We start from the raw sequence: 25,812 nt of genomic DNA, 5'->3' as shown, positions 1-25,812 counted from the left end.
GTCGAGTGAAGGGAATTACTGCGGGTCGTTCGCTCCGATTAACAACCTGAGAATCGTAGTCAAGCCGTCCGATCCTGACCTCCTGAGGGGCGAACGGCAATCCAATCCTGCGTCCGGCGCCCGTGGAATCATGCGAAAGTCTTTATGGTCTGGATCACGCCGTCGAGCGCCGTTCCGGCGCTGTCCTTCAGCGCGGCCTCGCGCAGGCGGCGCGCCCAGTCGGCGGCATCCTCGCGGCGCTCCACCAGCTTGATCGCCGCGAGCGTCCTGTCGAATTTCGACAGCCCCCGGCTGTGGGTGTCTGAATAGCCTTTGACGAGGCGTCGGCATTGCAGGATCTCGACACCGAGCTGGTAATTGGTGCCGACCGCCTCGGTCGCGGCCTTGAGCCATGAATCCCGGTGCGCCGTCTCGATGGCGTGACGCAGCGAGCGGCGGCGCAGGCCGCGCATTCCGCCGACGACATAGAGGGCCAGGAACCAGGGCAGCGAGTAGGTTCGCACCCGGCGTCCCCGGTTGACGCGGCGATCGAGCCAGCCGAGCAGGCGCGGCCGCGCGCCGAGCCAGCGGCCGAAGCCTGCCGGCAGCATGCCCATCACTTCCTCCATGCGGGGATGCATGAACTCGGTGGTCTGAAGCACCTGTCCGTTCGACATCTCGAGTTCGCTCTCGATGCGCGCGCGGCGGCCGGCGCGCGTCTTGAGGTCGGCGACGCGGATGACGTCGTCATAGGTCATGGCGTTGGCGAGGTACTTCGCCGCGGCTTCCGTGAAGGCATAGGCATGTGCGTCACCGCCGGCGTTTCGGTCGGCTGCGTGCAACCTCTTGAGGATGTCGAGATATTCGCCGCCATAGGCGATGTCCTGGAAGTCGACGACCTTCCGCAAGCCTGCACGAGCCATGCCGAGTGCAGGCTGGGGCAGCTCCCCATTCAATCTTGCGACGAGCTCGCCAAGCTGCGGATCGGGCGTCGCGGAAGAGGGGGTATCGTCGGTCGGTTTGGTTGGCGCGGGGGCCGCAACTTCGGTCGGGCCGGTCTTGACCCGCTCGAAGGCGGCCTCGAACGTCTCGACGCTGGCCTTGGCGCCTTTGCCGCCGGTGCGGATGACGTCGAGATAGCTGTCGCGGCTGAACGGCAGCACGCCCGCGCCTGCGAGCGCGCCGAACATCGCGGCCGAGATGACGCTGCCATGCGCGATCGCCAGCGCGTTCAGATCGAAGATGATCTCGGTCTTCGCCGCAATGCCGATGGCGCCGGTCACGGCGCCGCCGTCGGCGATGCCGTTGCCCGGCGCGATCTTCTCGCCGATCGCAAACGAGCGGTGGTTGGACGCGATCAGCGTGGTGCGATCCGGCGTCACGAGGCCGCGCAGGATCGATCGCCCGGCCTCCATGAATTCCGCCGCCATCACCACGTCGACGTCGCCCGGGGTGGGCATCAGCGACAGGATCGGCTTGCGGCCGTCGAGCGGCGGCATCGCCTCGATATAGTAGATGGTGGCGCCGGTGCGCTGGGCGACGCCGGGCACCGAGGTGGACTGCGCGACCCAGCCATGGTTCTCGGCGAGCTGAACGATCCAGTCGGTCAGGACGCCGCCGCCCTGGCCCCCCATCGCGACGATCGCGATCGAGATCGGCCGCTCCGTCGCTTCGCCTGCGGCGGGGAGGGCCAGCCGGACCGTCTCGTCCCTCATGCCAGTGCCTCGAGCGCCGGACGCCGGCGGTCGCGCCGACGCTGCAGCCAGCCGATCACGCTCATGGCGACCTTGGATTTGAACATGTCCCAGCGCGTCGGATTATGGATGACGTCGGCTCGATAGAACGAGGGGCAGAGCACGGCGGCCTCGGAAACCTCGCCGCAATTGCCGCAGCCGACGCAGGAATTATCGATCGCCGCGACCGGATCGTCGCGCAAGGGGTCGTCGAGCTGCTTCACCGACAGTGACGGGCAGCCGGAGAGGCGGATGCAGGCATGGTCGCCGGTGCAGACGTCTTCGTCGACGCCAAAGCGCTCCTTGACGATGCGCGTCCCGTCCTTGATCGCCTTGTTGATCTGCGGCTTCACGCGCCGCTGCTTGTTCAGCATGCATTCGGAGGACGCGACGATGACCTTCGGGCCTTCCTCTTTCGTCGTCAGCGCTTCCTTCAGCGTGTCGCGCATCTTGCCGACGTCGTAGGTGCGGTCGAGCTGGCGCACCCACTGGCCGCCGATGCCCTTCACCGCCTGCACGATCGAATTGTTGGTCTTGCGGCGCTTGTTGACCGCGCGCGAGGACAGGATGTCCTGACCGCCCGTCGCAGAAGTGTAGTAATTGTCGACGATGACGAACACGCCGTCATGCTTGTTGAACACGGCATTGCCGATGCCGCTGGTCAGTCCATTGTGCCAGAAGCCGCCGTCGCCCATCACCGCGATCGACCGCTTGTCCGCCTTGACGTTGAAGGCCGAGGTCGAGGCCGGGCCGAGGCCGAAGCCCATCGTGGTCGCGCCGATGTTGAAGGGCGGCAGGATCGAGAACAGATGGCAGCCGATGTCTGCGGAGACGTGGTGCTGGCCGAGCTCTTCCTCGACCAGCTTCATGGCGGCGAAGATCGGCCGTTCCGGGCAGCCGGTGCAAAGCCCGGGCGGGCGCGCCGGCACCACCTGCTTGAGCTTCTCGACCGCGGGGTGATTGAGCACGGGCGCTGCGTCCGGCGCCGGCGGCCGGTTGCCGAGCAGCCGCGGCTCGGTCTTCTCCAGGAATTCCCTGACGCCGCCGAGCAGCACCTGAGCGGTGTAGTCGCCGCCCATCGGCAGCACGTCCTTGCCGTGGACGCGCGCCTGGATGTCCTTGCGGCGCAAGACCGTATTAATCGCCTGCTCCAGATATTCCGGCTGGCCTTCCTCGACGATGAGAACGGCCTCCTTATCGACGCAGAATTCCGCAACCTCGGTATCGATCACGGGGTAGGTGACGTTCATGATGTAGAGCGGGATCTGGGTGTTGCCATAGGCATCCGACAGCCCGAGATATTGCAGCGCGCGGATGACGTTGTTGTACATGCCCCCCTGCATGATGATGCCGACCTTGCCCTGCTTCGGCCCCATCCACTCATTCAGCTTGTTGTCCCGAATGAATCCGATAGCCGCGGGCATCCGCGTCTTGATCTTCTCCTGCTCGTGCTCATAGGCCGCCGGTGGCAGCACGATGCGGTTGACGTCACGCTTGGGATTGTTGAGCGCGTCCTTGATGGTGTGCGCCGGCCTGACATTGTCCTTGCAGGCGAAGCTGCCGTGCATGTGGCAGGCGCGCACGCGCACCTCCAGCATGACCGGCGTGTTGGAGAACTCGGAGAGCTCGAAGCCTTTCTCGATCAGATTGACGATGCATTCATGCTCGGGGCGGGGATCGAGCAGCCACATCTGCGACTTCATCGCGAAGGCGTGGGTACGCTCCTGCATGATGGAGGAGCCTTCGCCATAGTCCTCGCCGACGATGATCATGGTGCCGCCGGTGACACCGCCCGAGGCGAGGTTGGCAAGGGCGTCGGAGGCGACGTTGGTCCCGACGGTCGACTTCCACGCCACCGCGCCGCGCAGGGGATACATCACCGATGCCGACAGCATCGCCGCGGCGGCGGCTTCGTTCGCCGAGCTCTGGAATACGACGCCGAGATCGTCGAGCACGTCCTTGGCGTCGGCCAGCACGTCCATCAGGTGCGAGATCGGCGAGCCCTGATAGCCGCCGACATAGGCGACCCCCGATTGCAGCAGCGCCTTGGTGATGGCGAGGATGCCTTCGCCGCGGAACGTGTCGCCATCGCCGAGCCTGAGATCCTCGACCTCGCGAGCAAAAGACCGTTCAGCCATTGCACCCTCCAGAAATATGCGATAGCATACGTTTACATGTGAAGTAAGTCAACGCCGCGCCATGCTATCACGCTTGCGGATGCTCTCTCCGACAAGGCGGTCATGAGCCAGCGACAGGGTAGGGCCGATGCTGAAGCTGCCTCGCTTTAAAGCTGCCGCCGTCCAGGCTTCACCAGTCTATCTCAACGCAAGCGCGACCGCGGAGAAGGCGGCTTCACTGGTCCGTGAGGCCGCAGCCAACGGGGCGAAGCTCGTCGCGTTCCCCGAAGTGTTCGTTCCCGGCTATCCTTATTGGAACTGGATCACCGATCCCGTCACCGGCAGTGCATGGTTCGAGAAGCTCGCCAAGGCGTCGGTGCTGGTGCCGGGGCCGGAGGTCGAAATCGTCTGCAAGGCCGCGCGCGATACGGGATGCCACGTCGTGCTCGGCGTGAACGAGCGCAGCCCGGTCTCGCTCGGCGCGATCTACAATACGCTGGTTTTCATCGGGCCCGATGGCGCGTTGCTCGGCAAGCATCGCAAGCTGGTGCCGACCTGGGCAGAGAAGCTGACCTGGACCGGCGGTGACGGGTCGAGCCTGCGCGTCTATGATACCGAGATCGGGCGTCTCGGAGGCCTGGCCTGCGGCGAGAACACCAACACGCTGGCGCGCTTTGCGCTGCTCGGGCAGGGCGAGCTCGTGCACGTCGCCAGCTATATCTCGCTTCCGGTCGCGCCCCCCGACTATGACATGGCGGAGGCGATCAAATTGCGCGCGATTGCCCACTCCTTCGAAGGCAAGATCTTCACGATCGTCTCCTGCTCGACCGTGTCGGAGGAGATCATCGCGGCGATGGAGACCGTCGTTCCCGACGCACGCGCACGTCTGCAACGGAAGTCGAGCGCATTCTCCGGTATCATCGGTCCGGACGGGCGCGTGGTCGGCGATCCCTTGATCGACGACGAAGGCATCGTCTATGCCGACATCGACCTCGATCGCTGCATCCAGCCGAAGCAGATGCACGACATCGTCGGGCACTATAACCGGTTCGACATTTTCGATCTGCGGGTCAACCGTCGTCCGCAGACGCCGCTCGGTCTGACAGAGGCGGAAGCCGTCGCCGGCCAAGAGCAGGCGGGCTTCTCGTCGATTCTAGGTCGAGCGGAATGACGGGCCGGTTCGCTTGAGGGTGCGGGATCATAAGACAGGACTTGGAGGATAGGATGCGCGAGAACGTGATCGGCCGGGCCAATGTCGAGGACACCCCCGAGCTCGAGGCCTATTACAAGGATCTCGAAAGGTACGAAGCCGGAGCGCTCTGGACCGTCGCCAACAAGATCGAGCCGTGGGCGCCGCAATCGGCCTCGGTTCCCGTGCTCTGGCGCTACAAGGATCTGCGCGAGCACGTGCTGCGCTCGGTCGAGCTGGTCTCGCCCGAGAAAGCCGGGCGGCGCGTGGTCTATCTCAACAATCCCGGGCGGCGCGACGTGTCGGCCGCCGTCGGCTGGCTCTATTCCGGATTGCAGGTGATGCATCCCGGCGAGGTCGCCACGGCCCATGCCCACTCGGCCTCGGCGCTACGCTTCATCATGGAGGGCGCGGGCGCCTACACCATCGTCGACGGTCACAAGATGACGCTGGGCGCGCGGGATTTCGTGCTGACGCCGAACGGCACCTGGCACGAGCATGGCGTCGAAGGCAACGGCTCGGTCTGCATCTGGCAGGATGGCCTGGACATCCCGCTCGTCAACGCGCTGGAAGCCAATTTCTTCGTCGTGCATCCGAACATCCAGCAGGAGCCGTCCGGCTATCCCGTGGACGACATGACCCGGACCTGGGGCAATCCCGGTCTTCGGCCGGCGGACTCGCGCTGGTCGAAGGGCTATTCGCCGATGTTCAAATATGAGTGGGAGCCGACCTACGAGTCCTTGCAGAAATATGCGGCCGCGACCGATGGCTCACCCTATGACGGCATTCTCATGAACTACGTCAACCCGGTCACCGGCGGGCACGTGATGCAGACGATCGGTGCGAGCATGCAGCTGCTGCGCCCCGGCGAGAAGACCAAGTCGCATCGGCACACCGGCAGCTTCATTTACCAGGTGGCCAAGGGACGCGGCTATTCGATCATCGGCGGCAAGCGGCTCGAATGGGAGGAGCGCGACATCTTCTGCGTTCCGTCCTGGGCCTGGCACGAGCATGGCAATGCCTCAGCGAGCGAGGATGCCTGCCTGTTCTGCTTCAACGACCTGCCCGTCATCGAGGGCCTCGGGCTCTATCGAGAAGAGGCCTATGGCGACAATGGCGGTTACCAGTCGGTTGCCGCCTGATAGGCCCTTGCAGAATTCAACCAGAACAGCCGGATAGAAGCCTTCATGCGTCTCGTCACCTACACCTTGGGCTCCAGCGGTGCCCGTCTTGGAGCCCTCGTCAATGGACTGGTCGTCGATGTCGAGCACCTTGGTGCGTCCAGCGGCGTGACATGGCCGGGTGATATGCTGTCGTTCATCGACAACAGCGTGACCCTGCTGCCTGCGCTCAGGGATGCACTGGCGGACGCCCATGGCCGCTTCCCGGCCGGCTCGGCGGTTGCGGTCGAGGATGTAAAGCTGCAGGCGCCGATCCCGCGGCCGCGGAAAAACATATTCGGCATCGGGCTGAACTATCGGGCGCATGTGGCGGAATCCGCCAAAAGCCTGGATACGGACAAGGACCTGCCGAAGCAGCCGGTCGTCTTCTCCAAGCCGCCGACCTCCGTGATCGGCCCGGGCGCGGCGATCCAGCACAATGCGAAGATGACGCAGCAGCTCGACTGGGAAGTCGAGCTCGCCGTCATCATCGGCAAGACCGCAACGCGCATCGCGGCCGACAAGGCGATGGACCACGTCTTCGGCTATTCGGTGATGATCGACATTTCCGCGCGCGACAATCGCCGCGCCGGACAGTGGATTTTCTCGAAGGGCATGGACACTTATGCGCCGTTCGGCCCGTGCATCGTGACCGCGGACGAGATTCCTGATCCACACGATCTGCGGCTGTGGCTGACCAAGAACGGGGTCATGAAGCAGGACTCCAACACCAAATACATGATCTTCGACATTCCGGTGCTGATAGCGGACATTTCGTCGGGCATGACGCTCGAGCCGGGCGACATCATCGCCACCGGTACGCCTGAAGGCGTCGGCGCCGGCATGAGCCCGCAGGAATGGCTTTGGCCGGGCGACGTGGTCGAGGCCGGCGTCGACGGCGTCGGTGTCATCCGCCACCCCGTTGTTGCGATCTGATGACGAATTTTTCGTTCGATCGCGTGCTCAGGTTCGGAGACTGCGATCCCTCGGGGATCGCGTACTTCCCGTCCTATTTGAACATTCTCAACGGCGTCGTCGAAGATTTCTGGGCGCGGATCGGCTTTCCATGGCCGGAGCTGATCGCGGTCCGAAAGATCGGAACGCCCACGGTGCACCTGAACTGCGATTTCTCCCGGCCGTCGATGTTCGGCGATCTCCTGACATTCAAGCTGCGCATCATCAGGGTCGGTGGGTCATCTCTTCATCTCGAGCATGTCATCTCCGGCGCGAATGGCCCGCGCTGGCACGCGCGCCAGATCCTTGCTGCGACCTCGCTGGTCGATCATCATGCGATCCCATGGCCCGATGACATTCGCCTCGCTCTGATGGCGCATGTGAGTGTGGGCGAGGGGACCGAGGCAACGCCCGCATGATCTCGCTGTTCATGACATTCTCCGATTCCACGGGCGAACGGCGACTCCGTCCCGATGAGGTTGCCGCTGTGGCAGAGCGCGTCGGATCGATCCCCGGCATGACCGAGGCCCTGCTGTTCACGCCGCTCGAACAGTCGGTCGACCATCCCTACAAGGCCGACGGCGCCGGCCCCGCCTTTGCGCTGCAACTCCGGTTTCCCGACCTGTTCGCCTGCGAGGCGGCGATGGACCGCGGCGGCGTCCTTGCCGGCCTCGCAACAGGGGCCGGTCTCTCCGGCCTCACCGGACTCGCTATCACACACCAGGTGATGCTGACGCGCCCGTTTCCGGTCGATGTCGCAGAGCATCCGGCGGGAACGACGACCCCCTGCAGTTACCTCGTGCACTATCCCGGCCCGGCCGAGGATATGAACGCCTGGAACCTGCATTATCTGGAGCACCACCCGTCGATCATGCGGACCTTCCCGAACGTCCGCCAGATCGAGATCTACACCCGCATCGACTGGGTCGACCGGCTGCCGTCGCAGCGCGTCGAGCATATGCAGCGCAACAAGCTGGTGTTCGACAGCCCGCAAGCCCTCGCGCACGCACTCGGCTCCGACGTGATCAAGCACATGCGTGCCGACTTCGCGAAATTCCCGCCATTCGCAGGCGGCAACAAGCATTTTCCGATGCTGACCAGAGTGGTGGGGGCGAGGTCCTAGGCCGCGTACCCACAAAATCCGGCGGCGTGACGCGGCCAAAAGCAATGTCTGCTTTGCTCCTATAGCGACCGAGTTCGTGCGCCGGCGCAGTATGTCGCGATGGGCCATTAACGGAAGAGTAGCGCTCCAGCGATTTGAAAGGAGTTTTGGTCTAAAAGCGGGTATGCTGCCTTTTGCAAGGCAGGCCCCTTCCTGCGAGATGGTTCTATGGACGCGAAATCGGCTGCACGATTGAAACAGCACGTAGAGCGGGCAATTGAGGAATTATCGCTGGCGCTCATGCTCGCCAAAGAAGCCTCTCCAGCAGATGAGTTTCTGAAATTGAGGAGATCGGTCGGCGATATCATCGCTCGGATGGACACCATGCTTCACGACGAAATTAACAAAGATCATCCAGGTGTGGATGGCATGAAAGACTGACCGCTAACGTCTGCCTCGGGTCAAAAGCCGCCGATTTGCCCAGTGGTCGGGCGCTTCCAGTCTACCCCCGTTTCCGGACAACTCCTCGCTACGCCTAACGAAAGCGATGGGCCAACAACGGACGTGGTAAACTGCAGTTACTCCCATTTGACGGGACCCCACGGCTGGGCGTCCGCCCAGGCTTTAGCCTCAGCCAGGGAGAGGTGTTCCCCCGAGTTAGTGAGCAGACAATAGTACAAGAACCCGTCCTTCGTTTCCGGTATCGGTCGGGTCTCATCTATCGACGGCTCTTCGTCAGTGTCGCGCTTAAATCTCGACGACGCGAGACGTGCTTCTTTTCTATAAACGGCAATGCGCCGCGGAACATTGCCGTCGTAATACCAGGTACCTTCCGCGACCTTTTGGTTCATAGCGACGCTCACACGCTAAACACGAAGCTGTTGTAACCGGCGACACCGAATGTCTGCAACGGGTCAAAAGTTGCCGTGGCGCCCCATGCTGCGGCAGCCCGCTAAGGGCCAACAGGTGAGTCGCCTATCACTTTCCTAGCGTAGCGACGAACTGGCGATGTCGCTCAAGCCACTCCGGCTTTTGCAAACCGATGACCTGTACACAAAGCTCAACGCATTCATTGCAAATAGCACCGGCGGTCTGCTGACCTTGTACGCTCACGGATACGGCGTTGACCACGGAAACAACTTCTCTCGGCTCCTTTCCACAAAAGGAGCAAATTAAGTCCGAGGCCGTCATCCTCTGATCCTTCCAGTCGAGTTCGATCATCCAAAGGTTCGCGGCTTGCCGTGATCTTAATCTCGCGGCTTCTTGAAAATGAAATCTAATGTTGACGAAGGGTCTTGCTTGCTCTTCCAGTCAGCAAGTTTTTCCTCTTCCGCGTGCAACTGACGATACAGTTCTGACATCCTGCCAAATATCGAGCGAAGTGTCGTGTCGCTCGTGGTCTGGGAAATTTCAGCACACCGCTCGGCCATGTCAAGATTTTCGTTCATGAACACTCTACGCTTCCGCTAGAGCCGACAGATTGATACAGTTAGAAATGACCAACCTTGATCTGCCTGTCGAGAGCTTTATCATCGAGCGTCTGGTCGAGGGCGGCTAGCGGATCAGTGAGCGTCGCCCCGATCGCGAGGACATTCCTGTTGCGGACTTCGTGTCCCTCCGTGACGCCGAAGAATGGGTGAAGTGGAAGCAGGGCTTTCCGAAGCTCAACCCTTATGCCGTTGAATAGGCCAAGAGGGGCGACTTCCGTTTTGGGTCAAGGCTGCCCTCGGCAGCTCCACGGCAGCGTTCCGCTCAGCCCTTGGAAGCCGACCGTGCGCGGTCAAAAGGGGAAGTCAGCAACGGGCCAAAAGCGCAAAGCGCGTTCGGTGCTTGTTGCTGGAACGGGAGCGCCTATGTCGCAGAGCAACGGCAGGCACGAATGGCCCGCAGCGGGCTCTGGCCGGAGCTTTTATCGCACCATGGAATTAAAGGCATCGACCATTTTGGGGGCCTTGTCCGTTTCGATCGATGCGCTTCCGACAAAATGGGGGGCGGCTTCGAACTGAATTCGTCGGCTCGTGAATGGCAGAAGAGGGCTGGCAACACGCGACAATTATAGTAGCGTTGTTGCAAGAAGAAGCGCACGGCGGCTGAAACCGGGCGCAACAATAAAACAGGGAGGACTTTCGATGCAGTTTCTCAAGGCTGCGGTTGCGGCCGGGCTTATAGTTGCGAGCTTTACGGGCCCCTCGCTTGCGCAGAACAAGCCGTCGGAGCTCAAAATCGGCATCACGACGTTCCTGTCGGGCCCTGCGTCAGTCTTCGGTGTGCCGGCGAAGGCCGCGGCGGAGATGATCGCGGAGGACCTCAACAAGAAGGGCGGCATCGGCGGCGTGCCGGTCAAGCTCTCCTTCATCGACGAAGGCGCGGGAGGCGAAGCGCTCGTCTCGAACTACCGACGCGTTGTGCAGGACGAAAAGGTCGATGCCACGTTTGCTTCGATCTCGTCGGGCAGCTGCACCCAGCTGGTGCCGGTCGCCGAAGACCTCAAAGTCATGAATTTCATGTGGGACTGCGGTGCGGCCTCCATCCTCGAAACCAAGAAGTACCGCTACAATTTTCGGACTCAGGCGAACGGCACGCCGGAAATGCTGGCCGTGCTCCTTTACCTGCTCAAGACCAAGCCCGACTTTAAGACGATCGCGGTGGTCAATCAGGATTATGCATGGGGTCGGGAGAGCTGGGAGATCTTTTCGACCGCGCTCAAGGCGATGAAGCCGGACGTGCAAGTCGTCGCGGAGCTCTTCCCGAAGTTCGGCGCACCGGACTACTCCACTGAGGTTTCCCGTCTGTTGGCGCTGCGGCCGGATGTGGTTCTGACCACGTCTTGGGGCGGAGATCTCGACACGCTGGTCCGCCAGGCCGGTCAGCGCGGCCTGTTGCAGCAGTCGACCTTCGTGCTCGGGATCGGCGAATCATCGATCCAGCGGTTGGGCAAGGACCTGCCTGAAGGCCTGATCGTCGGCGCGCGCGGAGACCACTGGTTCCTGCATCCCGAGAAGAAGAACGACGCCGCCTTCAAGGCGTTCAATGAAGCCTTCAAGGCGAAGACCGGTGCATGGCCGATCTACCCGGTCTATCACATGGCGCAGGCATTCAAGGCCCTGCAGACGGCCTACGACAAGGCGATCAAGTCCAGCGGCGGCAATTGGCCCACCCGCGAACAGGTCGTCGACGCGACGGCGGGCATCGAGTTCGCCACCGGATTCGGCCGTCCGATTACGCTGCGGCCCGAGGACAACCAGGGTCTCGAAGCTCAGCTGGTCGGCGTCACCAAGTCCGTTCCGGGGTACGACTTCAAGCTGCTCGACAACATGATGATCTTCGATCCGAAGATGATCACCAACCCGGCGGGCGTACGGTCGGTTGAATGGCTCAAGACGCTCAAGCCGGACTTCGTCAAGATGGACGTGCCGACCTTCAAAGCTCAGTAACGGCACGCTCGACTTTTGATCCCCGTCCTCCGAGCCGCGTCCCGGAGGACGGACCTTTTCAGAAGGCCATCATGAACTCGACACTCGCTATCTTGGCGATCCTCGATGGGATCAGCTACGCCGCACTGGTGTTTTTGGTCTCGGTCGGGCTCAGCCTGATTTTCGGCGTGCTGCGCGTGGTCAACGTCGCGCACGGTTCGCTGTACGCGTTCGGCGCCTACCTGGCTGCGACGTTCAGCCTTGCAATCGCGCCGATCTCGCCTTGGCTCACCTATCCCGCGCTGCTGGCCGCCTCCATCGTGATCGGCGTCGTGTGCGGCGGTTTCATCGAACGGTTTCTGTTGCGACCGCTCTCCGGACAGGAGGACGTCCTCCAGCTTCTGATCACTTTCGCGGCCTTCATGATCATGGACAACCTGCAGCGTCTGATCTGGGGCGTGCAGCCCATCTTCGCCGCGGAGCCGTTGAGACTACTTCCCAACATCGCCGTGTTCGGCGTCAGCTACACGTCATACCAGGTCATTCTGCTGCCCGGCGTCGCATTGGCGACGCTGTTCGGGCTCCGCTACTTCCTGCGCAGGACGCTGTCGGGAGCGGTGATCCTTGCGGTCACGGAGGACCGCGAAGCTTCGACGGCCATTGGGATTGACGCAAAACGCGTATATTTCGTCACTTTCGTCATCGGAGCGAGTCTGGCCGCGTTGGGAGGAGCGCTGGCCTCGCCGACCACCTCGCTGGTCCCCGGTATGGGCGCCGATATGATCGTGCTTTCCTTTGCCGTCGCTGCGACCGCGGGTCTCGGCCAGATCGAGGGCACCGCGCTCACCGCGCTGATGATCGGCCTGACCCGTGCCTTCGTGATCTATCTCCAGCCGGAATTCGAAGTTCTCGTTCCCTATCTGCTGATGGTGCTGGTGCTTCTGGTGCGTCCGTTCGGCCTGTTCGGCGCCGTGCAGGTAAGGAAAATATGATGAGCGGTCGCGTCAAGCCGGTCACCACGATCGCGACTATCTTCTTTCTGGCCAGCGCCGTCGCGCCCCTTTTTGTAGCGAGCTGGGCAACCTTGTTCGCGTTGATCCTAGCGAAGGGCATCGTCGTTCTCGGTATCATTCTTCTGCTGCAGGCGGGACAGGTGTCGTTCGGACATGCAATGTTCTTCGCTACCGGGGCATACACCGCGGCGTTCTGGGGCAAGTACGTCGGTGGCGGCGACATCGTGCTCTTCATCGTGCTGGGCGGCATAACCTCCGCCGTCTTCGGCCTCATCGTCGGGCTCTTCGTCGTGCGCTACCGGGAGATCTTTTTTGGAATGCTGAATCTGGCGTTTTCGATGGTGCTGTGGTCGCTGCTGGAGAAGATGTTTCATTACACCAACGGCGCCGACGGCATCCGGGTCCCTCGTCCGGCCCTGTTGGGGCTGTCGTTTACGCCCGAAACCTTCCAGTACGTTATTCTTTACGTGAGCCTCTTGATCGCGGTCGTCGCCTTCTACGGCGTGCAACGCTATCTCGATAGCCCGCTCGGACACATGCTGCGTGCCGTCAAATCGAACGAGACCCGGCTCGAGTATCTCGGGACGTCCGCACGGCGCGTGCTTCTGATAGGTTACGTAATCTCGGCTTTTCTCGGCGGCATCGGCGGCACGCTGGTGGCGATCATCCAGCAGATCGCCACGCCCGAGTTCGGGTTCTGGACGAAGTCGGGCGAGTTCGTCTTTATCGCGATCCTCGGCGGCAGCGCCCACGCCTTCGGAGCGTTCGCCGGCGCGGCGATGTTCGAGTGCGTGCGCTTCTATGCGGCGGCCCACCTGGCCGACACCTGGCAGCTGATCCTCGGCGCGGTCTTGATCGTCATCATTCTCTATGCGCCTAACGGACTGATAGGTCTCAGGCAGCGCTACGGCCAGGCGAAGCAGGGAGGACATTGATGACGAACGTCCTCCTTTCCGCGAAGGGCATCAAGATCCGGTTCGGTGGCGTCGTCGCCGCCGACGGTATCGATCTGGACGTTCTCCAAGGCGAGAACCTCGCGATCATCGGACCGAATGGCGCCGGAAAGACCACCTTCCTCAACATCTCGACGGGTTATCTGCGGCCGCAGGCCGGAAGCATCACCTTCCTAGGCCAGGAAATCACGGCGCAGCTCCCGCGCACGATCACCAAGCTCGGCATCGCGCGGGCCTTTCAGATACCGCAGCTCTTTCTTGATCAGACTGTGATGGAGAACATGCTGATCGCCGCGGCCTCGCGGCTGGGAAGCCCTTCCGGCTTCACGGCTCTTTCCGCCCTGCCTGAGCTGCCTGAAATGGAGCGCCTTCTGGATCTCGTCGGCGTCAAGTCGTACGCGTCTCGCAAGGCGAGGGAGCTCCCCGAGGGACAACGCAAGCTGGTCGACATCGCTCTGGCGCTCGCGCTGAAGCCCAGACTGCTGCTGATGGACGAGCCCACCTCGGGCGTCGCCTCCGCAGAGAAGCTGGAGATCATGGACATCCTGACGTCCGCGCTCGCCAAGGAGAAGGTGACCTCGGTCTTCGTCGAGCACGACATGGACATGGTGGAGCGCTATGCCCACCGAGTCGCGGTGTGGAACGTCGGGAAGATCCAAAAGGTCGGCACGCCCGCGGAGGTTCTGGCCGATCCCAAGGTCCGCGAACAGGTGATCGGCATATGACGGCGATGCTGGACTTCGAGAACGTCAACGTCGCGATCGCCGATGCGCCGGTGCTGCGCAGCGTCAGTTTCTCGCTGCCGCCGGGCGCGACCGCCGCGCTCATCGGACGAAACGGCGCCGGCAAAACCACGACGGTACGGACCATCATGGGCTTCACGAAGGCGAGCGGTACCGTGCGCCTGGGCGGTCAGGACCTGGGGCATGTTCCTCCGCACCGCCGGCCCTTCCTAGGCATCGGCTACGCCCCCGAGGACCGTCGTCTCTTTTCGGCCTTTACGGTGGAAGAAAACATTCTTTTGCCTGCTCGCGTGGCGAAACTTGGCGCCGACGAGGCGCGCCGACGGCTGGAGCGGACCTACTCCGTCCTGCCGGAACTCAAGGAGCTGGCGGATCGCCCGGCGGGCTCCGTCTCGGGGGGCCAAGGCAAGATGGTCGCTCTCGGGCGCGCCCTGATGCTGGGCACCCGCCTCGTCATTCTGGACGAGCCGTTCCAGGGCCTCGCCCCTGTGCTGGCGCAGAGGTACGCCGAGGCGTTGCGTCGGCTTCGTTCGCAGGACCGGGACATTACCCTGCTGATCACGGAGTCGAACCCGAAGCTGCTCGAGACCTTCGCCGACGTGACGCTGACGATCGAGCGCGGCGAAATCGAAAGCCGGGTCCTTGCGTAGCGCCGTGCGGCCGCCACGGAGTTATTGCCCGAAGAGAAAGGGCCAGCGTGTAGCTGACCCCTTCAGCAGCACTGGGCGATCAAAAAACGCGCTTACTTCTTGCACTTCTTGGCCGACTCTTTGTCCGCATACGGACCACAGTTGTAGGCGTTGTTCAGTTCGTCCATCGTCTGCGGCCAGCTATCCATGGAGCCCGCCCGGGCACCATTCTGGCTAGTTCCCACGTTTTTCACTTGCTGCGAACGAGTTGGTTCTGCTTCTGCATCAACTGCGAAGGATGCAGAGAGAAATCCGGCTGTAAGAAGTCCGACGAACAGCGTCTTGGTCATCATGGTTTCCTCCCTATGGAGTTCGAGTTCAGAGTAGCCGTTGGTGGCCACGCAAAGCGGGGGAGTTCAAAATCAGCGCGACGTGCGGCGCACGATCGGAGGGGGTTACTTGAATAAGGTGATGTAAGTCACTCTAGACGCACTTGCTGCTGCCCATGATGCCGCTGTCCAGAGATCGACACCTCGATTGTCCGCGTCCATCAACATGGCGCTGTGTCACTAGGAACTGGGACCAATCGATGGAAAGGTCACGCGGTGGCTTGACGAGTGAAATCCACGGCTATGGCTGACCGCGCGTTACGAGTCCACGCGCTAGATTGGCGAGAGCGTTGGAGGTGGCGTCGCACGGATTCAGACGGTCGGCGCGTCTTGCAGTGTACCTTATGAAAACGGAAGTCCAGGTTGGCGGTTGAAGCCGTCGGCATCCGGAGCGGCGATGATGGCATTATGCCCCTGTTTTGCCCGACGGAACAACCTGTTTTCGTAAAATCCGTAAGCCTCGCCGCAAGTCATTGAAAACGCTGTCAGCGGCTACTGTGCATGGGGTTGTTTTCGACTTTCTGTTTTTCCAGCGACCCTGCCTGTCCAGATCAGCGCTAGTGTCCGCCGAGATAGGCTGTGATGAGCCGGGGATCGTGGATGAGATCCTTGGCGGGGCCGGACTGCACGATCTCGCCGGTCTCGAGTACATAGCCGTAGTCGGCCGTCTCCAGCGCGGCGCGGGCGTTCTGCTCGACCAGCAGGATCGAGACGCCGAGGTCGCGCAGCGAGGCGATGGTGCGGAAGATCTCGCGCACGATCAGCGGTGCGAGGCCGAGGCTCGGCTCGTCGAGCATGAGCAGCTTCGGCTTGGCCATCAGCGCGCGCCCGAGCGCCAGCATCTGGCGCTCGCCGCCGGAGAGGGTGCCGGCGGCCTGGCGCTGCCGCTCCTTCAGGCGTGGAAAGCGATCATAGACCTCGTCCAGCGTCTTCTGGACGCCCGAGCGGTCGCGCAGGCTGTAGGAGCCGAGCAGGAGATTGTCGGCGACCGACATGTCGGAGAACAGCTCGCGCTTCTCCGGCACGAGGCACAGCCGACGCTCGACGCGGTCCTCGACGGACATCCTGCCGATGTCGTTGCCTTGAAAGACGAGGCGGCCGCGGGAGGCGAGCAATCCGATAGCGGCCATTAGCAGCGTGGTCTTGCCGGCGCCGTTCGGGCCGATCACGGTGACGATCTGGCCTTCCTCGACCGACAGCGAGACGTTGCGGACCGCTTCGACATTGTCGTAGCAGACGGTCACATCCGTCATGGAAAACATCTCGCTCACGCGACGCCTCCGAGATAGGCCTCTTGAACCCGTTCGTCGCTCCGGATCGCGGCGGGCGCGCCCTCGCAGAGCTTGGAGCCGAAGTCGAGCACGACGATGCGGTCGACCAGCGACATCACGAACTCCATGTCATGTTCGACGATCAGGATGGTCAGATGGTCCGACCGCAGCGAGCGGAGCAGCTCCGCAAGCCTGAGCTTCTCCTGGCGGCGCAGGCCCGCGGCCGGCTCGTCCAGCACCAGCAGCGCCGGGTCTGCGGCGAGCGCGCGCGCGATCTCCAGGATGCGCTGGTTGCCGAGCGGCAGATTGCCCGCGAGCTCGAACGGCTTGTCGCCGAGCCCGACGCGTTCGAGCTGCTTCAAGGCCTCGTGCCGGGTGCTGGCTTCCTCGCGCTGGTTGAGGCGGAATGCGCCGGCGAACAGGCCCGTGCTGGTGCGCGCGTAGGTGCCGAGCATGACGTTTTCGAGCAGGCTCATGCGCGGCCGCAGCTTCACATGCTGGAAGGTCCTGGCGATTCCGCCCCTCGCGATGCGGGATTGTGGATCGCGCGTGATGGCGCGTCCGGCAAAGACGATCTCGCCCTTGTTGACCCTGAGCGCGCCCGTCAGGCAGTTGAACATCGTGCTCTTGCCGGCGCCGTTCGGGCCGATGACGGCGAGGATCTCGCCGGAGCGGACCTCGAAGCTGACATTGTTGACGGCGACGAGACCGCCGAACCGCCGCTCGGCGCCGTCGACCTTCAGAAGCAGTTCGCCCGGTTTCGGCTGGGGACGGCGGGGCAGGGGCGGGGCGGCTGGCGGCCGTTCGCGCTTGATCTTCGGCAAGTAGCGCGCGACGAACGGCACGATGCCCTGCCGCGCCCATTGCAGGAACAGGATGAACAGCGCGGAGAAGGCGACGATCTCGAGCTGGCCGGACGCGCCCTTGGCGATCAACGGCAGATAGTCCTGCACGCTGTTCTTGAGCAAGGTGACGATAGCGGCGCCCACGACGCCGCCGAGCAGGCTGCCGGCGCCGCCGACCATCGACATCATCAGATATTCGATGCCCATGCCGGCCTCGAACGGGCCCGGGCTGATGAAGCGGCTCATATGGGCGTAGAGCCAGCCGGAGAGCGAGGCGAGGAAGGCCGCGATCACGAAGGTCACGAGCTTGATCCGGAACGCGTTGATGCCGAGGCTTTCGACCAGGATATTGCCGCCGCGCAGCGCGCGCATGGCGCGGCCGACGCGGGAATCGAGGAGATTGTATCCGAGGAAAAGCACCACGACGACGATGCCCCAGATCAGGAAATAGATCTGGGCGCTCGAAACGAGCGCGAACGATCCGATACTGATCGGCGGGATCGACGAGATGCCGTTGAAGCGCCCGAGCCCCTCGACATTGCCGAACAGGAAGCCGATGGCGAGCCCCCAGGCGACGGTCGAGAGCGACAGGAAATGGCCCTGGAGCCGCAAGGTGACAACGCCGAGGACGGTGGCGACACCGCAGGTCAGCGCCACCCCGAACACGAGGCCGAGCCACGGGGAAGATCCATTCAGAGCAGAGACCCAGGCCGTGGCATAGGCCGCGACGCCGACGAAGGCGGCCTGTCCGAAGGACACGATGCCGCCGACGCCGGTGAGCAGGGCAAGGCCGATCGCGACCAGCGAATAGATGCCGATATAGTTCATCAGCGTGATGCTGAAGGGGTTGAGGACGAATGGCGCGAGCGCGAGGCACGCTACCGCCGCCACCGCCGCGAGCTGAACGTGAAGGCGCGTCATTCCTCGATCTCCTCCTCGGAATGCAGCGAGGCGAGGGATCGCCAGATCAGGATCGGGATCAGAAGCGAGAACACGATGACATCCTTCAGCGCGCTGCTCTCGAAGGATGCGAAGCTTTCGAGGATACCGACGCCGACGGCGCCGATGGCCGCGCCGGGATAGCTCGTCATGCCGCCGACGATGGCGCCGACGAAGGCCTTGAGGCCGAGCAGGAAGCCGGAATCGTAGAATATGGTGTTGACGGGCGCGATCAGGATTCCGGAGACGCCGGCCATCAGCGAACCCAGGAGATAGGCGATGGTGCCGGCGCGGGCGGGACGTATGCCCATCAGGCGGGAGCCGGTCCGGTTCACGGCCGTCGCGCGGAGCGATTTACCGACCAGCGTGAAGTCGAAGAAGAGATAGAGCAGGCCAGAGAAGACGAGGGCTGCGATCACGATCAGCATGGTCTGGCCCGAGATCAGCACGCCCGCAAACTCGGTCGACAATGACGTCAGCGGCTCGGTCCTGACACCCTCGGGACCGAAGAAGAGCAGCCCAAGGCCGACCAGCGCGAAGTGCAGGGCGACGGAAACGGTCAGGAGCAGCAGCACCGTTCCGTCCGCAATGGGACGGAAGACGATCCGGTCCAGCAGCGGGGAGATGGGGGTGATCAGCATCAAGGCCAGCACGAGCCTGATGGCGAGCGGCGGATCGGCGCGCATGGTCAGCCAGGCGAGGCCAACCACGGCCAGCGGCAATGCGAGATAGAAGAAGAGAGCGCGCGGAACCAGCCGACGCTCGCCGTTGCGCAGCAGCGAGACGATTTCGATCAGGGTTGCGAGGCACGCAAGAATGACGACCAGCGCGCCCGTGCCGGGAAAGCGCTTCGCGTCGAGCGCCGCCAGCGTCAGCGCGGTGAAGGCGGCGATGTCGCCAAAGGGAATGAAGATGACCCGTGTCACCGTGAAGATGAGGACCGTCCCGATTGCCACCAGCGCGTAGACTGCGCCGGTGGCGATCCCATCGATCGCAAGAATGGCTGCGATGTCGCTCGTCATTGAGAACGCCGTCCCCTTGTTCTGGTGGCCTGGCCTGTCCGACTACGGCGCGTATTTCCAGGCGCCGCCCGTCAGGCGCACCACGACCAGCGCGCGCTCATCGACGCCGGTCACCGAGCCGGGCTTGAAGTTGTAGATGGCGTGCACGCCGGGCAGCTCCTTGGTGCTGAGGATCGCGTCCCGCAGGGCGGCGCGAAATTCCGCCGTGCCGGGCTTCGCCGTCTTGAGCGCGCGCTCCGCTGCGTTGGCGAAGATCAGCCAGGCGTCGAAGGAGTAGGCCGAGAAGCCGTCGGTGGTCGGGATGTTATGGACCTTCTGGTAGACGCTGCGGAAATCCAGCGCGATCTTCTTGGCGAAATGTTCGTCGGGCAGCTGCTCGGCCACGATGACCGGGCCGGCGGAGACCTGGATGCCTTCGGCCGCCTTGCCGCCGACGTTCACGAAGTCCGGATTGACGAGCGCCACCGTGCCGTAGGTGTTTCCCTTGAAGCCGCGCTCCGCGAGGCTGAGGAGCGGCAGCGCGCCTTGCGTCCCCGAGCCGCCGTCCAGCACGGCGTCCGGCCGCGCCGCGAGCACTTTGAGGATCTGCGCGGTGACCGAAGTGTCGGTGCGCGCATAGCGCTCGTTGGTCTGGATCTTGACATCGCCGGCGGCCTCCGCCGCCTTGGCGCCGTTGTAGACGAGGTCCCCCCAGGCGTCGGAGAAGCCGATATAGCCGATGTTCTTCATGCCGTCGCGCTTCATGCGATCGGCGATGATCTTGACGAGGAGGGACGCAGGCTGCGGCACCGACACCACCCACTGCTCGGGTGTTTCCGGCAGTTTGCCGATCGGCGAGACCGCGATCATCGGCACTTTCAATTCGCTCGCCACCGCCGCCATGGCGATGGTCGAGGGCGCCGTCGCGGTGCCTATCAGGAGGTCGACCTTCTCTTCTTCCACCAGCTTGCGCGCGTTGCGGGTCGCGGCCGACGGGTCGGAGCCGTCGTCGAGCTGGATCAGGCGGACGGTCTCGCCGTTGATGGTCTTCTTGTATTCATAGGCCGCGTTGATGCCGCGCCCGTAGGGAATGCCGATCGACGAGCCGTTGCCGCTGAGCGAGGTGACGAAGCCGATGGTGATATCGGCCCGCGCGGCGGGGGCTGTGACGATGCCGGCGGCAAGTGCAAGTAAACTCAGAGTCTTGCGCATATGCGTTCTCCTCCGTTGATGCTGGATAGGAATGCTTCGATGCTGCCGCACGGGGTCCCCGAACGACGAACCGCCCGATTGAAAACATTGCTGCGGCGCCAAAAACCGGGCGCGACCGAAGAGTGTGTGCTCCGGGCGCTCAGCAGCCATGATGTTGTGCGCCGCGCGAACGATAGGCCCACCGGCACATGCAAGCGGGCCTTTTCCGGAGCGATGAAAGGTCGTCGGTGCCGCCGCGATGCGCGACCGGCGATGCTGCTGCTAAGGCCGGCTGTTCGAGCACGGCGACTGTCCACACGATCGAGTCTCTCAAAATCGGTGCCCTGCAACATCATTGTCATGGCCACCGGTCTTTGACCGGCGAGGAATTACTTAAAGCCTAAAGTAACTCCGGTGGCGCCGTCAACACGTGTCACGGGGCTGTCAGAAAAAAATGTTGTTGCATACAATTTCGTCAGTGTGCGGCGCTTCTGCGCTCATCGACCCATAGAAAAAGCCGTGCTCGCCTTGACCCCGACGGCACTGGTCGCCGTCGCCGCCGCGCGCATTTGACGCGTCAATTAGTTTATGGTTGAAATATATCCATCGGCAGCCGACGACCGATCCTCCGATCACCGCTTGAGGAGAAGGACGATGCGCATCTTCTGGCAGAGCTTTGTTGATGCGAGCGTGAATGCGCCCTACATGGCGCGGCTGTCGGAATACCTGAACGACATCGCTGCGCCAGGCACGACGGTCCACGTCCAGGGCATCAGTCCGCCGGACCGCGAGTTCGGACGGCTCGCGGAATTGCGCTGTGCGGTCCAGGCAATCGACAACGGTATTGCAGCGGAGGAGGGTGGGTTCGACGCCTTCGTCATGGGGCATTTTCAGGATCCCGGACTCTACGAGCTGCGCTCGGCGCTCGACATTCCCGTGATTGGGACTGGCGAGGCGACGTTGCTGGCGGCCTCACAACTCGGGCGGCGGCTGGGTCTTGTGACGCTCGATCCCGTCTTCGAGGTCTTGCACTATGAGCAGGCCGAGCGTTACGGCCTCGGCGATCGCGTCGTCCATGTGACCGGCCTTGGCTGCAGGCCGGATGATTTCTCCGATGCGTTCGCCGGAAACGCTGCCGCGCAAGCCCGCATGATCAAGGACTTCGTCGCCTGCGCGCTCCCGCTGGTGGAACGCGGCGCGGATGTCGTGATCCCGGCCGGCGTGTTGCCAGGCCTCTTGATCGGGCGAGAGCATGGCCTGAAGGTCGGCCACGCTCCGGTGGTCAACTGCGCGGCCGTGGCGCTCAAGAGTGCCGAGATGTGGGTACAGCTCCGGAAGCTCAATGGCACCGAGCCCAGCCGCGGGCCGAGCTTCAGGCGGGCCAGCGCCCAGGCCCGCGATGACTTCCGCGCGCTACTTGCCCGTAACAGCCGCTAGTCCTCGAAAAACCGTTCCTGGAGAACAAATAATGATGACCCCCGAAAAGATCCTGTACGAGACCGAGGTGGCGGCGACCGGAGGTCGGGATGGCAAGGCGGTCAGCGCTGACGGTCTGCTCTCGGTGTCCCTGTCCTTGCCGAAATCGATGGGTGGTCCCGGCGGCGAAGGCACCAATCCCGAGCAGCTCTTTGCGGCCGGCTATGCCGCTTGCTTTCTCGGCGCGGTCAAGCTCGTCGCGCGCACGCGGAAGGTGGTGCCCTCTGCCGAGCCGTCCGTGACTGCGAAGGTTGCGATGGGGCCGGTGCCCGTCGGATATGCGCTCGCTGTCGAGCTGAAGGTCAGCCTGCCTGGTGTCGAGAAGGCCGTGGCCGAAGAGGTCGTTGCCGGTGCGCATGAGCGTTGCCCCTATTCGAACGCAACCCGCGGCAATATTGACGTGAAACTGACGGTGGTCTGAGGCGGATGAACGAGGGCGGTCGGTGACCAACACCTTGCGCGCACCATATGACGGCGTGGTGATCGCGGCTCCCGTCACGATTCCCTATGTGCGCTACTCCATCGAGAGCGCGCAGTGGTGGATCGGGCGGGCGCTGAGCGCGCTCGTCGCGCAGGCCGGCATCAAGGCCTCCGACATCGACGGCCTGTGCGTCTCCAGTTTCACCATGGGCACGGACAGTGGCATCGGATTGACACAGCATTTCGGGCTCTGCGTCCGGTGGTTGGACACGATCCCGCTCGGCGGCGCCAGCGCTATTGCGGCGCTGCGCAAGGCGGCGCGCGCGGTTCAGGCGCGCGATGCCGACATCGTGGCGTGCGTCGCTGGCGACACCAATCACGTCGATTCGTTCAGGCTGACGCTGGAGAATTTCTCGCGGTTCAATCAGGACGCCGTCTATCCTTACGGCGCGGGCGGCGCCAATGCCAGCTTTGCGCTGATTGCGCGCAACTATATGCGAATGTTCGGCGTCGCGCGCGAGGACGTCGGCAAGATCGCTGTCGCCCAGCGCGCCAATGCCCTGCGCAACCCGCATGCGCTCATGAAGGCTCCGCTCACGCTCGAGCAATACCTGGCGGCCCGGCCGATTTCCGATCCGATCCACCTGTTCGATTGCGTGATGCCCTGTGCGGGCGCGGAAGCTTTCCTCGTGATGCGCGATGAGACGGCTTCATCCCTGAAGCTGCCCGCCGCGCGACTCCTTTCGACGATCGAGCGGCACAATGCCTTTGCCGACGATCCGATGCAGGTGCGCGGCGGCTGGGCGATGGATGTCGACGAGCTCTATGCGATGGCCGGCGTCAAGCCTGACGATCTCGATGTCGTGCAGACCTATGACGACTATCCCATCATCACGATGATGCAGTTCGAGGATCTCGGATTCTGCAAGAAGGGCGAGGGCGCTGAGTTCGTGCGCCAACACGATCTCACCATCGATGGCGACTTCCCGCACAACACCTCGGGCGGACAGCTCTCGGTCGGGCAGGCCGGTGCCGCCGGCGCCTACCTCGGCCTCGTTGAAGGGTTGCGGCAGGTTCTGGGCAGTGCCGGTCCCACGCAGGTCAGGAATGCGAGCCTCGCTCTGGCCTCGGGGTTCGGTATGATCAACTATGATCGTGGTCTCGCCTCGGGTGCCGCGATCTTTGCTGGACCGTCGCGATGATAGAGCAGATCAAGCCGCCCCGGCGCAAGAACCCGCTGCTGCGGACGCGGCTACCGGCCTCGCCACCGCGACCGCGCAGCAGGATGTCGCACGGGTTCACGCGCGCGGCCGCCGAAGGCCGCTTTATGCTGCAGCGCTGCGAGGCTTGCGGCACCTTTGCTTATCCGGCGCGCGAAGCCTGCCCGTCTTGTCTTTCGGCCGGCCTCGCTTTCGTCGATGCGCCGCGGCAAGGTGTACTGCTTGCCGAGACAACGGCGCTGGTGCCGAGCGACGTCTATTTCCGCGAGCGGGCGCCGTGGCGGATCGGCCTCGTCAAGATGGATTGCGGTCCGACGATCGTCGCACATCTTCATGCCGACTGCGCAGAGGGCGCGGCCGTCAGCATGTCGCTGCAACTCGACAAGAGCGGCCAGGCGGTGGCCTTTGCCCGTCCCGAAGGGGAGACTCCCAACATGGCAGACGACAAGCAGTGGCGGGAAATGACGGCCGATCCGAAATTCCGTCGCGTGCTCGTCACCAATGGCCGCAGCGTCATCGGTCAGGAAGCCGTCACCGCTTTGAAGGCGGCGGGCGCCAAGACGGTGTTCGTCGGCATTGCCGAACCATGGCGGCCGTTCGCCGGCGAGGAGCGGCTGCGCGGTCAAGACGGGATCGAGATCGTGACTCTCGATGCTGCTGACGAAAAATCGGCTACCGATCTTGCGGCCGACATCGGCGGCAAGGTCGATATTCTCGTCAACACGACGGAATATGTCCGGCCGGGCGGCCTGCTCGATCGCAGGGGCACGAGCATCGCACGGGACGAGATCGACCAGGCCTATCTCGGCTTCATCAATCTGGCTCAAGCCTTTGGCCCCGCCATGCGGATGCGCGGTGCCGACGGCATCAACAGCAGCGCGGCATGGGTCAATATTCTCTCGGTCTATGCACTAGCGAACTGGCCCGCCTTCGGCGCCTACTCGGCTTCGCAGGCCGCCTGCCTGTCGTTGTCGCATTGCTTGCGCGCGGAGCTGCGGCCGGGCGGCGTCCGGGTGATGAACCTGTTCACCGGCCCTGTCGACACCGAATGGTTCCAGACCGTGCCGCCGCCCAAGGTCGCGCCGCGCGTGATCGCGCAGGCGGTCGTGTCGGGCCTCAAGAACGGACTCGAAGAGATGTATGTCGGAGATGTCGCCGAAGAGATCCGGCAACGTCTCGCGGCCAATCCGAAAGCGCTCGAGCGCGAGCTCGACCGATAAGAAGCGGGATTTCAACCGAGCTGGAGGACGTGACGATGCAAAGCAAGAGTCTCCTGGAGCTGGCGAGTGCGATTTCTTCCGGCGCGGTGCGCGTCGTCGATCTGACCTTCACACTCAGTCCGGACTTTCCGGTCATCGTCCTGCCGCCGGAATTCGGTCAGGCCGCGCCTGTCCGCATCCAGGAGATATCGCGATACGATGGTCGCGGCCCGGCCTGGTACTGGAACAACGTTACGTTCGGCGAACACACCGGCACGCATTTCGACGCGCCGATTCACTGGTTCACCGGCAAGAACCTGCCGAACAATGCCGTCGACACGATGCCGGCCAAGGACATGATCGCACCGGCCTGTGTCATCGACTGCTCGGCGCAGGCGGCGCAGGATCCCGATTTCCTGCTGACCGTCCCGATTGTCGAAGCTTGGGAAGCCAGGCACGGCCGGATCCCTGAGCGGAATTGGGTCCTGCTCAGGACCGACTGGTCGAAGAAGGGCTGGCGTGACTACTCCAATCTCGGGGACGACGGCGCGCATACGCCGGGCCCGAACCCGGTGGTGATGAAGTGGCTGGTGGAGGAGCGCGGTGTCATCGGTTTCGGCACCGAAACCATCGGCACGGATGCGGGGCAGGCCGGGCACTTCGAGCCGCCCTATCCAGCGCATCACTTCCTGCACGGCGCGGGCCGCTACGGCCTGCAATGCCTGTGTAACCTGGATCAGCTTCCGGCCACCGGCGCCGTCATCGTGGCTTCGCCACTGAAGATCCAGAACGGCTCCGGCAGCCCGCTTCGAGTCATCGCTCTGGTGTCGTCCACTTGAGCCCCAATCCATGGCGCTCGCCAGCCAGAACAAGAAA

General features: G+C 63.3%; 25 protein-coding genes and 1 pseudogene. 17 read left to right on the top strand and 9 right to left on the bottom strand.

Annotated features, from left to right (window positions below):
* Positions 1 to 128: 128 nt before the first annotated feature.
* Both I6F21_RS20815 and I6F21_RS20810 read right to left on the bottom strand, forming a co-directional pair.
* On the bottom strand, positions 129 to 1,694 hold the full coding sequence (locus I6F21_RS20815) for an indolepyruvate oxidoreductase subunit beta family protein (RefSeq protein WP_036023819.1): 1,566 nt from the start codon (positions 1,692 to 1,694) through the stop codon (positions 129 to 131).
* Positions 1,691 to 3,850, bottom strand: coding sequence for an indolepyruvate ferredoxin oxidoreductase subunit alpha (locus I6F21_RS20810; RefSeq protein WP_074448187.1), 2,160 nt, complete (start codon positions 3,848 to 3,850; stop codon positions 1,691 to 1,693). The genes I6F21_RS20815 and I6F21_RS20810 overlap by 4 nt, the downstream gene beginning before the upstream one ends.
* A gap of 127 nt (positions 3,851 to 3,977) precedes the next feature.
* On the opposite strand from I6F21_RS20810, the gene I6F21_RS20805 reads away from it, so the two are divergent.
* The 6 genes from I6F21_RS20805 (at position 3,978) to I6F21_RS20780 (ending at position 8,675) form a co-directional block, all read left to right on the top strand.
* A complete protein-coding gene (locus tag I6F21_RS20805; protein ID WP_225143082.1) occupies positions 3,978 to 5,000 on the top strand; it encodes a carbon-nitrogen hydrolase family protein in 1,023 nt (340 codons plus the stop codon).
* Positions 5,001 to 5,053: 53 nt separating this feature from the next.
* The gene (locus I6F21_RS20800; RefSeq protein ID WP_225143080.1) at positions 5,054 to 6,160 is read left to right on the top strand and encodes a cupin domain-containing protein; all 1,107 of its coding nucleotides are present in this window, start codon (positions 5,054 to 5,056) and stop codon (positions 6,158 to 6,160) included.
* A 45-nt stretch (positions 6,161 to 6,205) separates the two neighbouring features.
* Positions 6,206 to 7,114 carry a fumarylacetoacetate hydrolase family protein gene (locus I6F21_RS20795; RefSeq protein ID WP_225143078.1) on the top strand — a complete coding sequence of 303 codons (909 nt, stop codon included), beginning with the start codon at positions 6,206 to 6,208 and terminating at the stop codon, positions 7,112 to 7,114.
* Positions 7,114 to 7,551: a thioesterase family protein gene (locus I6F21_RS20790; protein WP_225143076.1), complete on the top strand. Its 438-nt coding sequence runs from the start codon at positions 7,114 to 7,116 to the stop codon at positions 7,549 to 7,551. The genes I6F21_RS20795 and I6F21_RS20790 overlap by 1 nt, the downstream gene beginning before the upstream one ends.
* Positions 7,548 to 8,255, top strand: coding sequence for a hypothetical protein (locus tag I6F21_RS20785; RefSeq protein ID WP_225143075.1), 708 nt, complete (start codon positions 7,548 to 7,550; stop codon positions 8,253 to 8,255). The genes I6F21_RS20790 and I6F21_RS20785 overlap by 4 nt, the downstream gene beginning before the upstream one ends.
* Before the next feature lie 207 nt (positions 8,256 to 8,462).
* Positions 8,463 to 8,675: a hypothetical protein gene (locus I6F21_RS20780; RefSeq protein WP_036013403.1), complete on the top strand. Its 213-nt coding sequence runs from the start codon at positions 8,463 to 8,465 to the stop codon at positions 8,673 to 8,675.
* 537 nt (positions 8,676 to 9,212) lie between these two features.
* Here I6F21_RS20780 and I6F21_RS20775 read toward each other — a convergent pair.
* Together I6F21_RS20775 and I6F21_RS20770 are read right to left on the bottom strand one after the other, a co-directional pair.
* Positions 9,213 to 9,455 carry a ClpX C4-type zinc finger protein gene (locus I6F21_RS20775; protein ID WP_036013407.1) on the bottom strand — a complete coding sequence of 81 codons (243 nt, stop codon included), beginning with the start codon at positions 9,453 to 9,455 and terminating at the stop codon, positions 9,213 to 9,215.
* 26 nt (positions 9,456 to 9,481) lie between these two features.
* The gene (locus I6F21_RS20770; protein WP_036013408.1) at positions 9,482 to 9,682 is read right to left on the bottom strand and encodes a hypothetical protein; all 201 of its coding nucleotides are present in this window, start codon (positions 9,680 to 9,682) and stop codon (positions 9,482 to 9,484) included.
* A gap of 681 nt (positions 9,683 to 10,363) precedes the next feature.
* Between I6F21_RS20770 and I6F21_RS20765 the strand changes: the two genes are divergently transcribed.
* From I6F21_RS20765 to I6F21_RS20745, 5 genes are all read left to right on the top strand, one after another.
* On the top strand, positions 10,364 to 11,668 hold the full coding sequence (locus tag I6F21_RS20765; RefSeq protein WP_225143073.1) for an ABC transporter substrate-binding protein: 1,305 nt from the start codon (positions 10,364 to 10,366) through the stop codon (positions 11,666 to 11,668).
* Positions 11,669 to 11,739: 71 nt separating this feature from the next.
* The gene (locus I6F21_RS20760) at positions 11,740 to 12,639 is read left to right on the top strand and encodes a branched-chain amino acid ABC transporter permease (protein WP_036013410.1); all 900 of its coding nucleotides are present in this window, start codon (positions 11,740 to 11,742) and stop codon (positions 12,637 to 12,639) included.
* Complete coding sequence (locus tag I6F21_RS20755; RefSeq protein WP_225143071.1) at positions 12,639 to 13,595, top strand: branched-chain amino acid ABC transporter permease; 957 nt, start codon at positions 12,639 to 12,641, stop codon at positions 13,593 to 13,595. Before I6F21_RS20760 ends, I6F21_RS20755 begins: the two co-directional genes overlap by 1 nt.
* Positions 13,595 to 14,338: an ABC transporter ATP-binding protein gene (locus I6F21_RS20750; RefSeq protein WP_225112763.1), complete on the top strand. Its 744-nt coding sequence runs from the start codon at positions 13,595 to 13,597 to the stop codon at positions 14,336 to 14,338. Before I6F21_RS20755 ends, I6F21_RS20750 begins: the two co-directional genes overlap by 1 nt.
* Positions 14,335 to 15,006 (top strand): ATP-binding cassette domain-containing protein, encoded by a 672-nt coding sequence (locus I6F21_RS20745; RefSeq protein WP_081494620.1) that lies wholly within the window; start codon positions 14,335 to 14,337, stop codon positions 15,004 to 15,006. Before I6F21_RS20750 ends, I6F21_RS20745 begins: the two co-directional genes overlap by 4 nt.
* 92 nt (positions 15,007 to 15,098) lie before the next feature.
* On the opposite strand, the gene I6F21_RS20740 is transcribed toward I6F21_RS20745, so the two are convergent.
* Complete coding sequence (locus I6F21_RS20740) at positions 15,099 to 15,338, bottom strand: hypothetical protein (protein ID WP_225143069.1); 240 nt, start codon at positions 15,336 to 15,338, stop codon at positions 15,099 to 15,101.
* 136 nt (positions 15,339 to 15,474) lie between these two features.
* On the opposite strand from I6F21_RS20740, the pseudogene I6F21_RS20735 reads away from it, so the two are divergent.
* Positions 15,475 to 15,613, top strand: a pseudogene (locus I6F21_RS20735) (IS5/IS1182 family transposase); the annotation flags it as partial.
* Between the two features lie 318 nt (positions 15,614 to 15,931).
* Here the strand turns inward: I6F21_RS20735 and I6F21_RS20730 are convergent.
* Genes I6F21_RS20730 through I6F21_RS20715 form a run of 4 tightly spaced genes read right to left on the bottom strand, consistent with a single transcriptional unit; the run spans position 15,932 to position 20,642 of the window.
* Positions 15,932 to 16,645 carry an ABC transporter ATP-binding protein gene (locus I6F21_RS20730; RefSeq protein ID WP_109144179.1) on the bottom strand — a complete coding sequence of 238 codons (714 nt, stop codon included), beginning with the start codon at positions 16,643 to 16,645 and terminating at the stop codon, positions 15,932 to 15,934.
* Complete coding sequence (locus I6F21_RS20725; RefSeq protein WP_051057140.1) at positions 16,642 to 18,411, bottom strand: branched-chain amino acid ABC transporter ATP-binding protein/permease; 1,770 nt, start codon at positions 18,409 to 18,411, stop codon at positions 16,642 to 16,644. The genes I6F21_RS20730 and I6F21_RS20725 overlap by 4 nt, the downstream gene beginning before the upstream one ends.
* Positions 18,408 to 19,451 (bottom strand): branched-chain amino acid ABC transporter permease, encoded by a 1,044-nt coding sequence (locus tag I6F21_RS20720; RefSeq protein WP_036013420.1) that lies wholly within the window; start codon positions 19,449 to 19,451, stop codon positions 18,408 to 18,410. Before I6F21_RS20720 ends, I6F21_RS20725 begins: the two co-directional genes overlap by 4 nt.
* 42 nt (positions 19,452 to 19,493) lie before the next feature.
* Complete coding sequence (locus I6F21_RS20715; protein ID WP_225142719.1) at positions 19,494 to 20,642, bottom strand: ABC transporter substrate-binding protein; 1,149 nt, start codon at positions 20,640 to 20,642, stop codon at positions 19,494 to 19,496.
* Between the two features lie 633 nt (positions 20,643 to 21,275).
* Here I6F21_RS20715 and I6F21_RS20710 point away from each other — a divergent pair.
* Genes I6F21_RS20710 through I6F21_RS20690 form a run of 5 tightly spaced genes read left to right on the top strand, consistent with a single transcriptional unit; the run spans position 21,276 to position 25,775 of the window.
* Positions 21,276 to 22,058 carry an aspartate/glutamate racemase family protein gene (locus I6F21_RS20710; RefSeq protein WP_225142721.1) on the top strand — a complete coding sequence of 261 codons (783 nt, stop codon included), beginning with the start codon at positions 21,276 to 21,278 and terminating at the stop codon, positions 22,056 to 22,058.
* Between the two features lie 31 nt (positions 22,059 to 22,089).
* Entirely contained in the window at positions 22,090 to 22,518 is a 429-nt protein-coding gene (locus I6F21_RS20705) for an organic hydroperoxide resistance protein (RefSeq protein WP_311735370.1), read from the top strand.
* A gap of 22 nt (positions 22,519 to 22,540) precedes the next feature.
* Positions 22,541 to 23,719: a thiolase family protein gene (locus I6F21_RS20700; RefSeq protein ID WP_225142723.1), complete on the top strand. Its 1,179-nt coding sequence runs from the start codon at positions 22,541 to 22,543 to the stop codon at positions 23,717 to 23,719.
* Positions 23,716 to 24,957 (top strand): SDR family NAD(P)-dependent oxidoreductase, encoded by a 1,242-nt coding sequence (locus I6F21_RS20695; RefSeq protein ID WP_225142724.1) that lies wholly within the window; start codon positions 23,716 to 23,718, stop codon positions 24,955 to 24,957. The genes I6F21_RS20700 and I6F21_RS20695 overlap by 4 nt, the downstream gene beginning before the upstream one ends.
* A gap of 35 nt (positions 24,958 to 24,992) precedes the next feature.
* A complete protein-coding gene (locus I6F21_RS20690) occupies positions 24,993 to 25,775 on the top strand; it encodes a cyclase family protein (protein ID WP_225142726.1) in 783 nt (260 codons plus the stop codon).
* The last annotated feature ends 37 nt before the right edge of the window (positions 25,776 to 25,812 follow it).

It is taken from the genome of Bradyrhizobium sp. NBAIM03 (assembly GCF_020194055.1).
Taxonomy (GTDB): domain Bacteria; phylum Pseudomonadota; class Alphaproteobacteria; order Rhizobiales; family Xanthobacteraceae; genus Bradyrhizobium; species Bradyrhizobium yuanmingense.
This window is presented reverse-complemented; position numbering and strand designations above follow the sequence as displayed.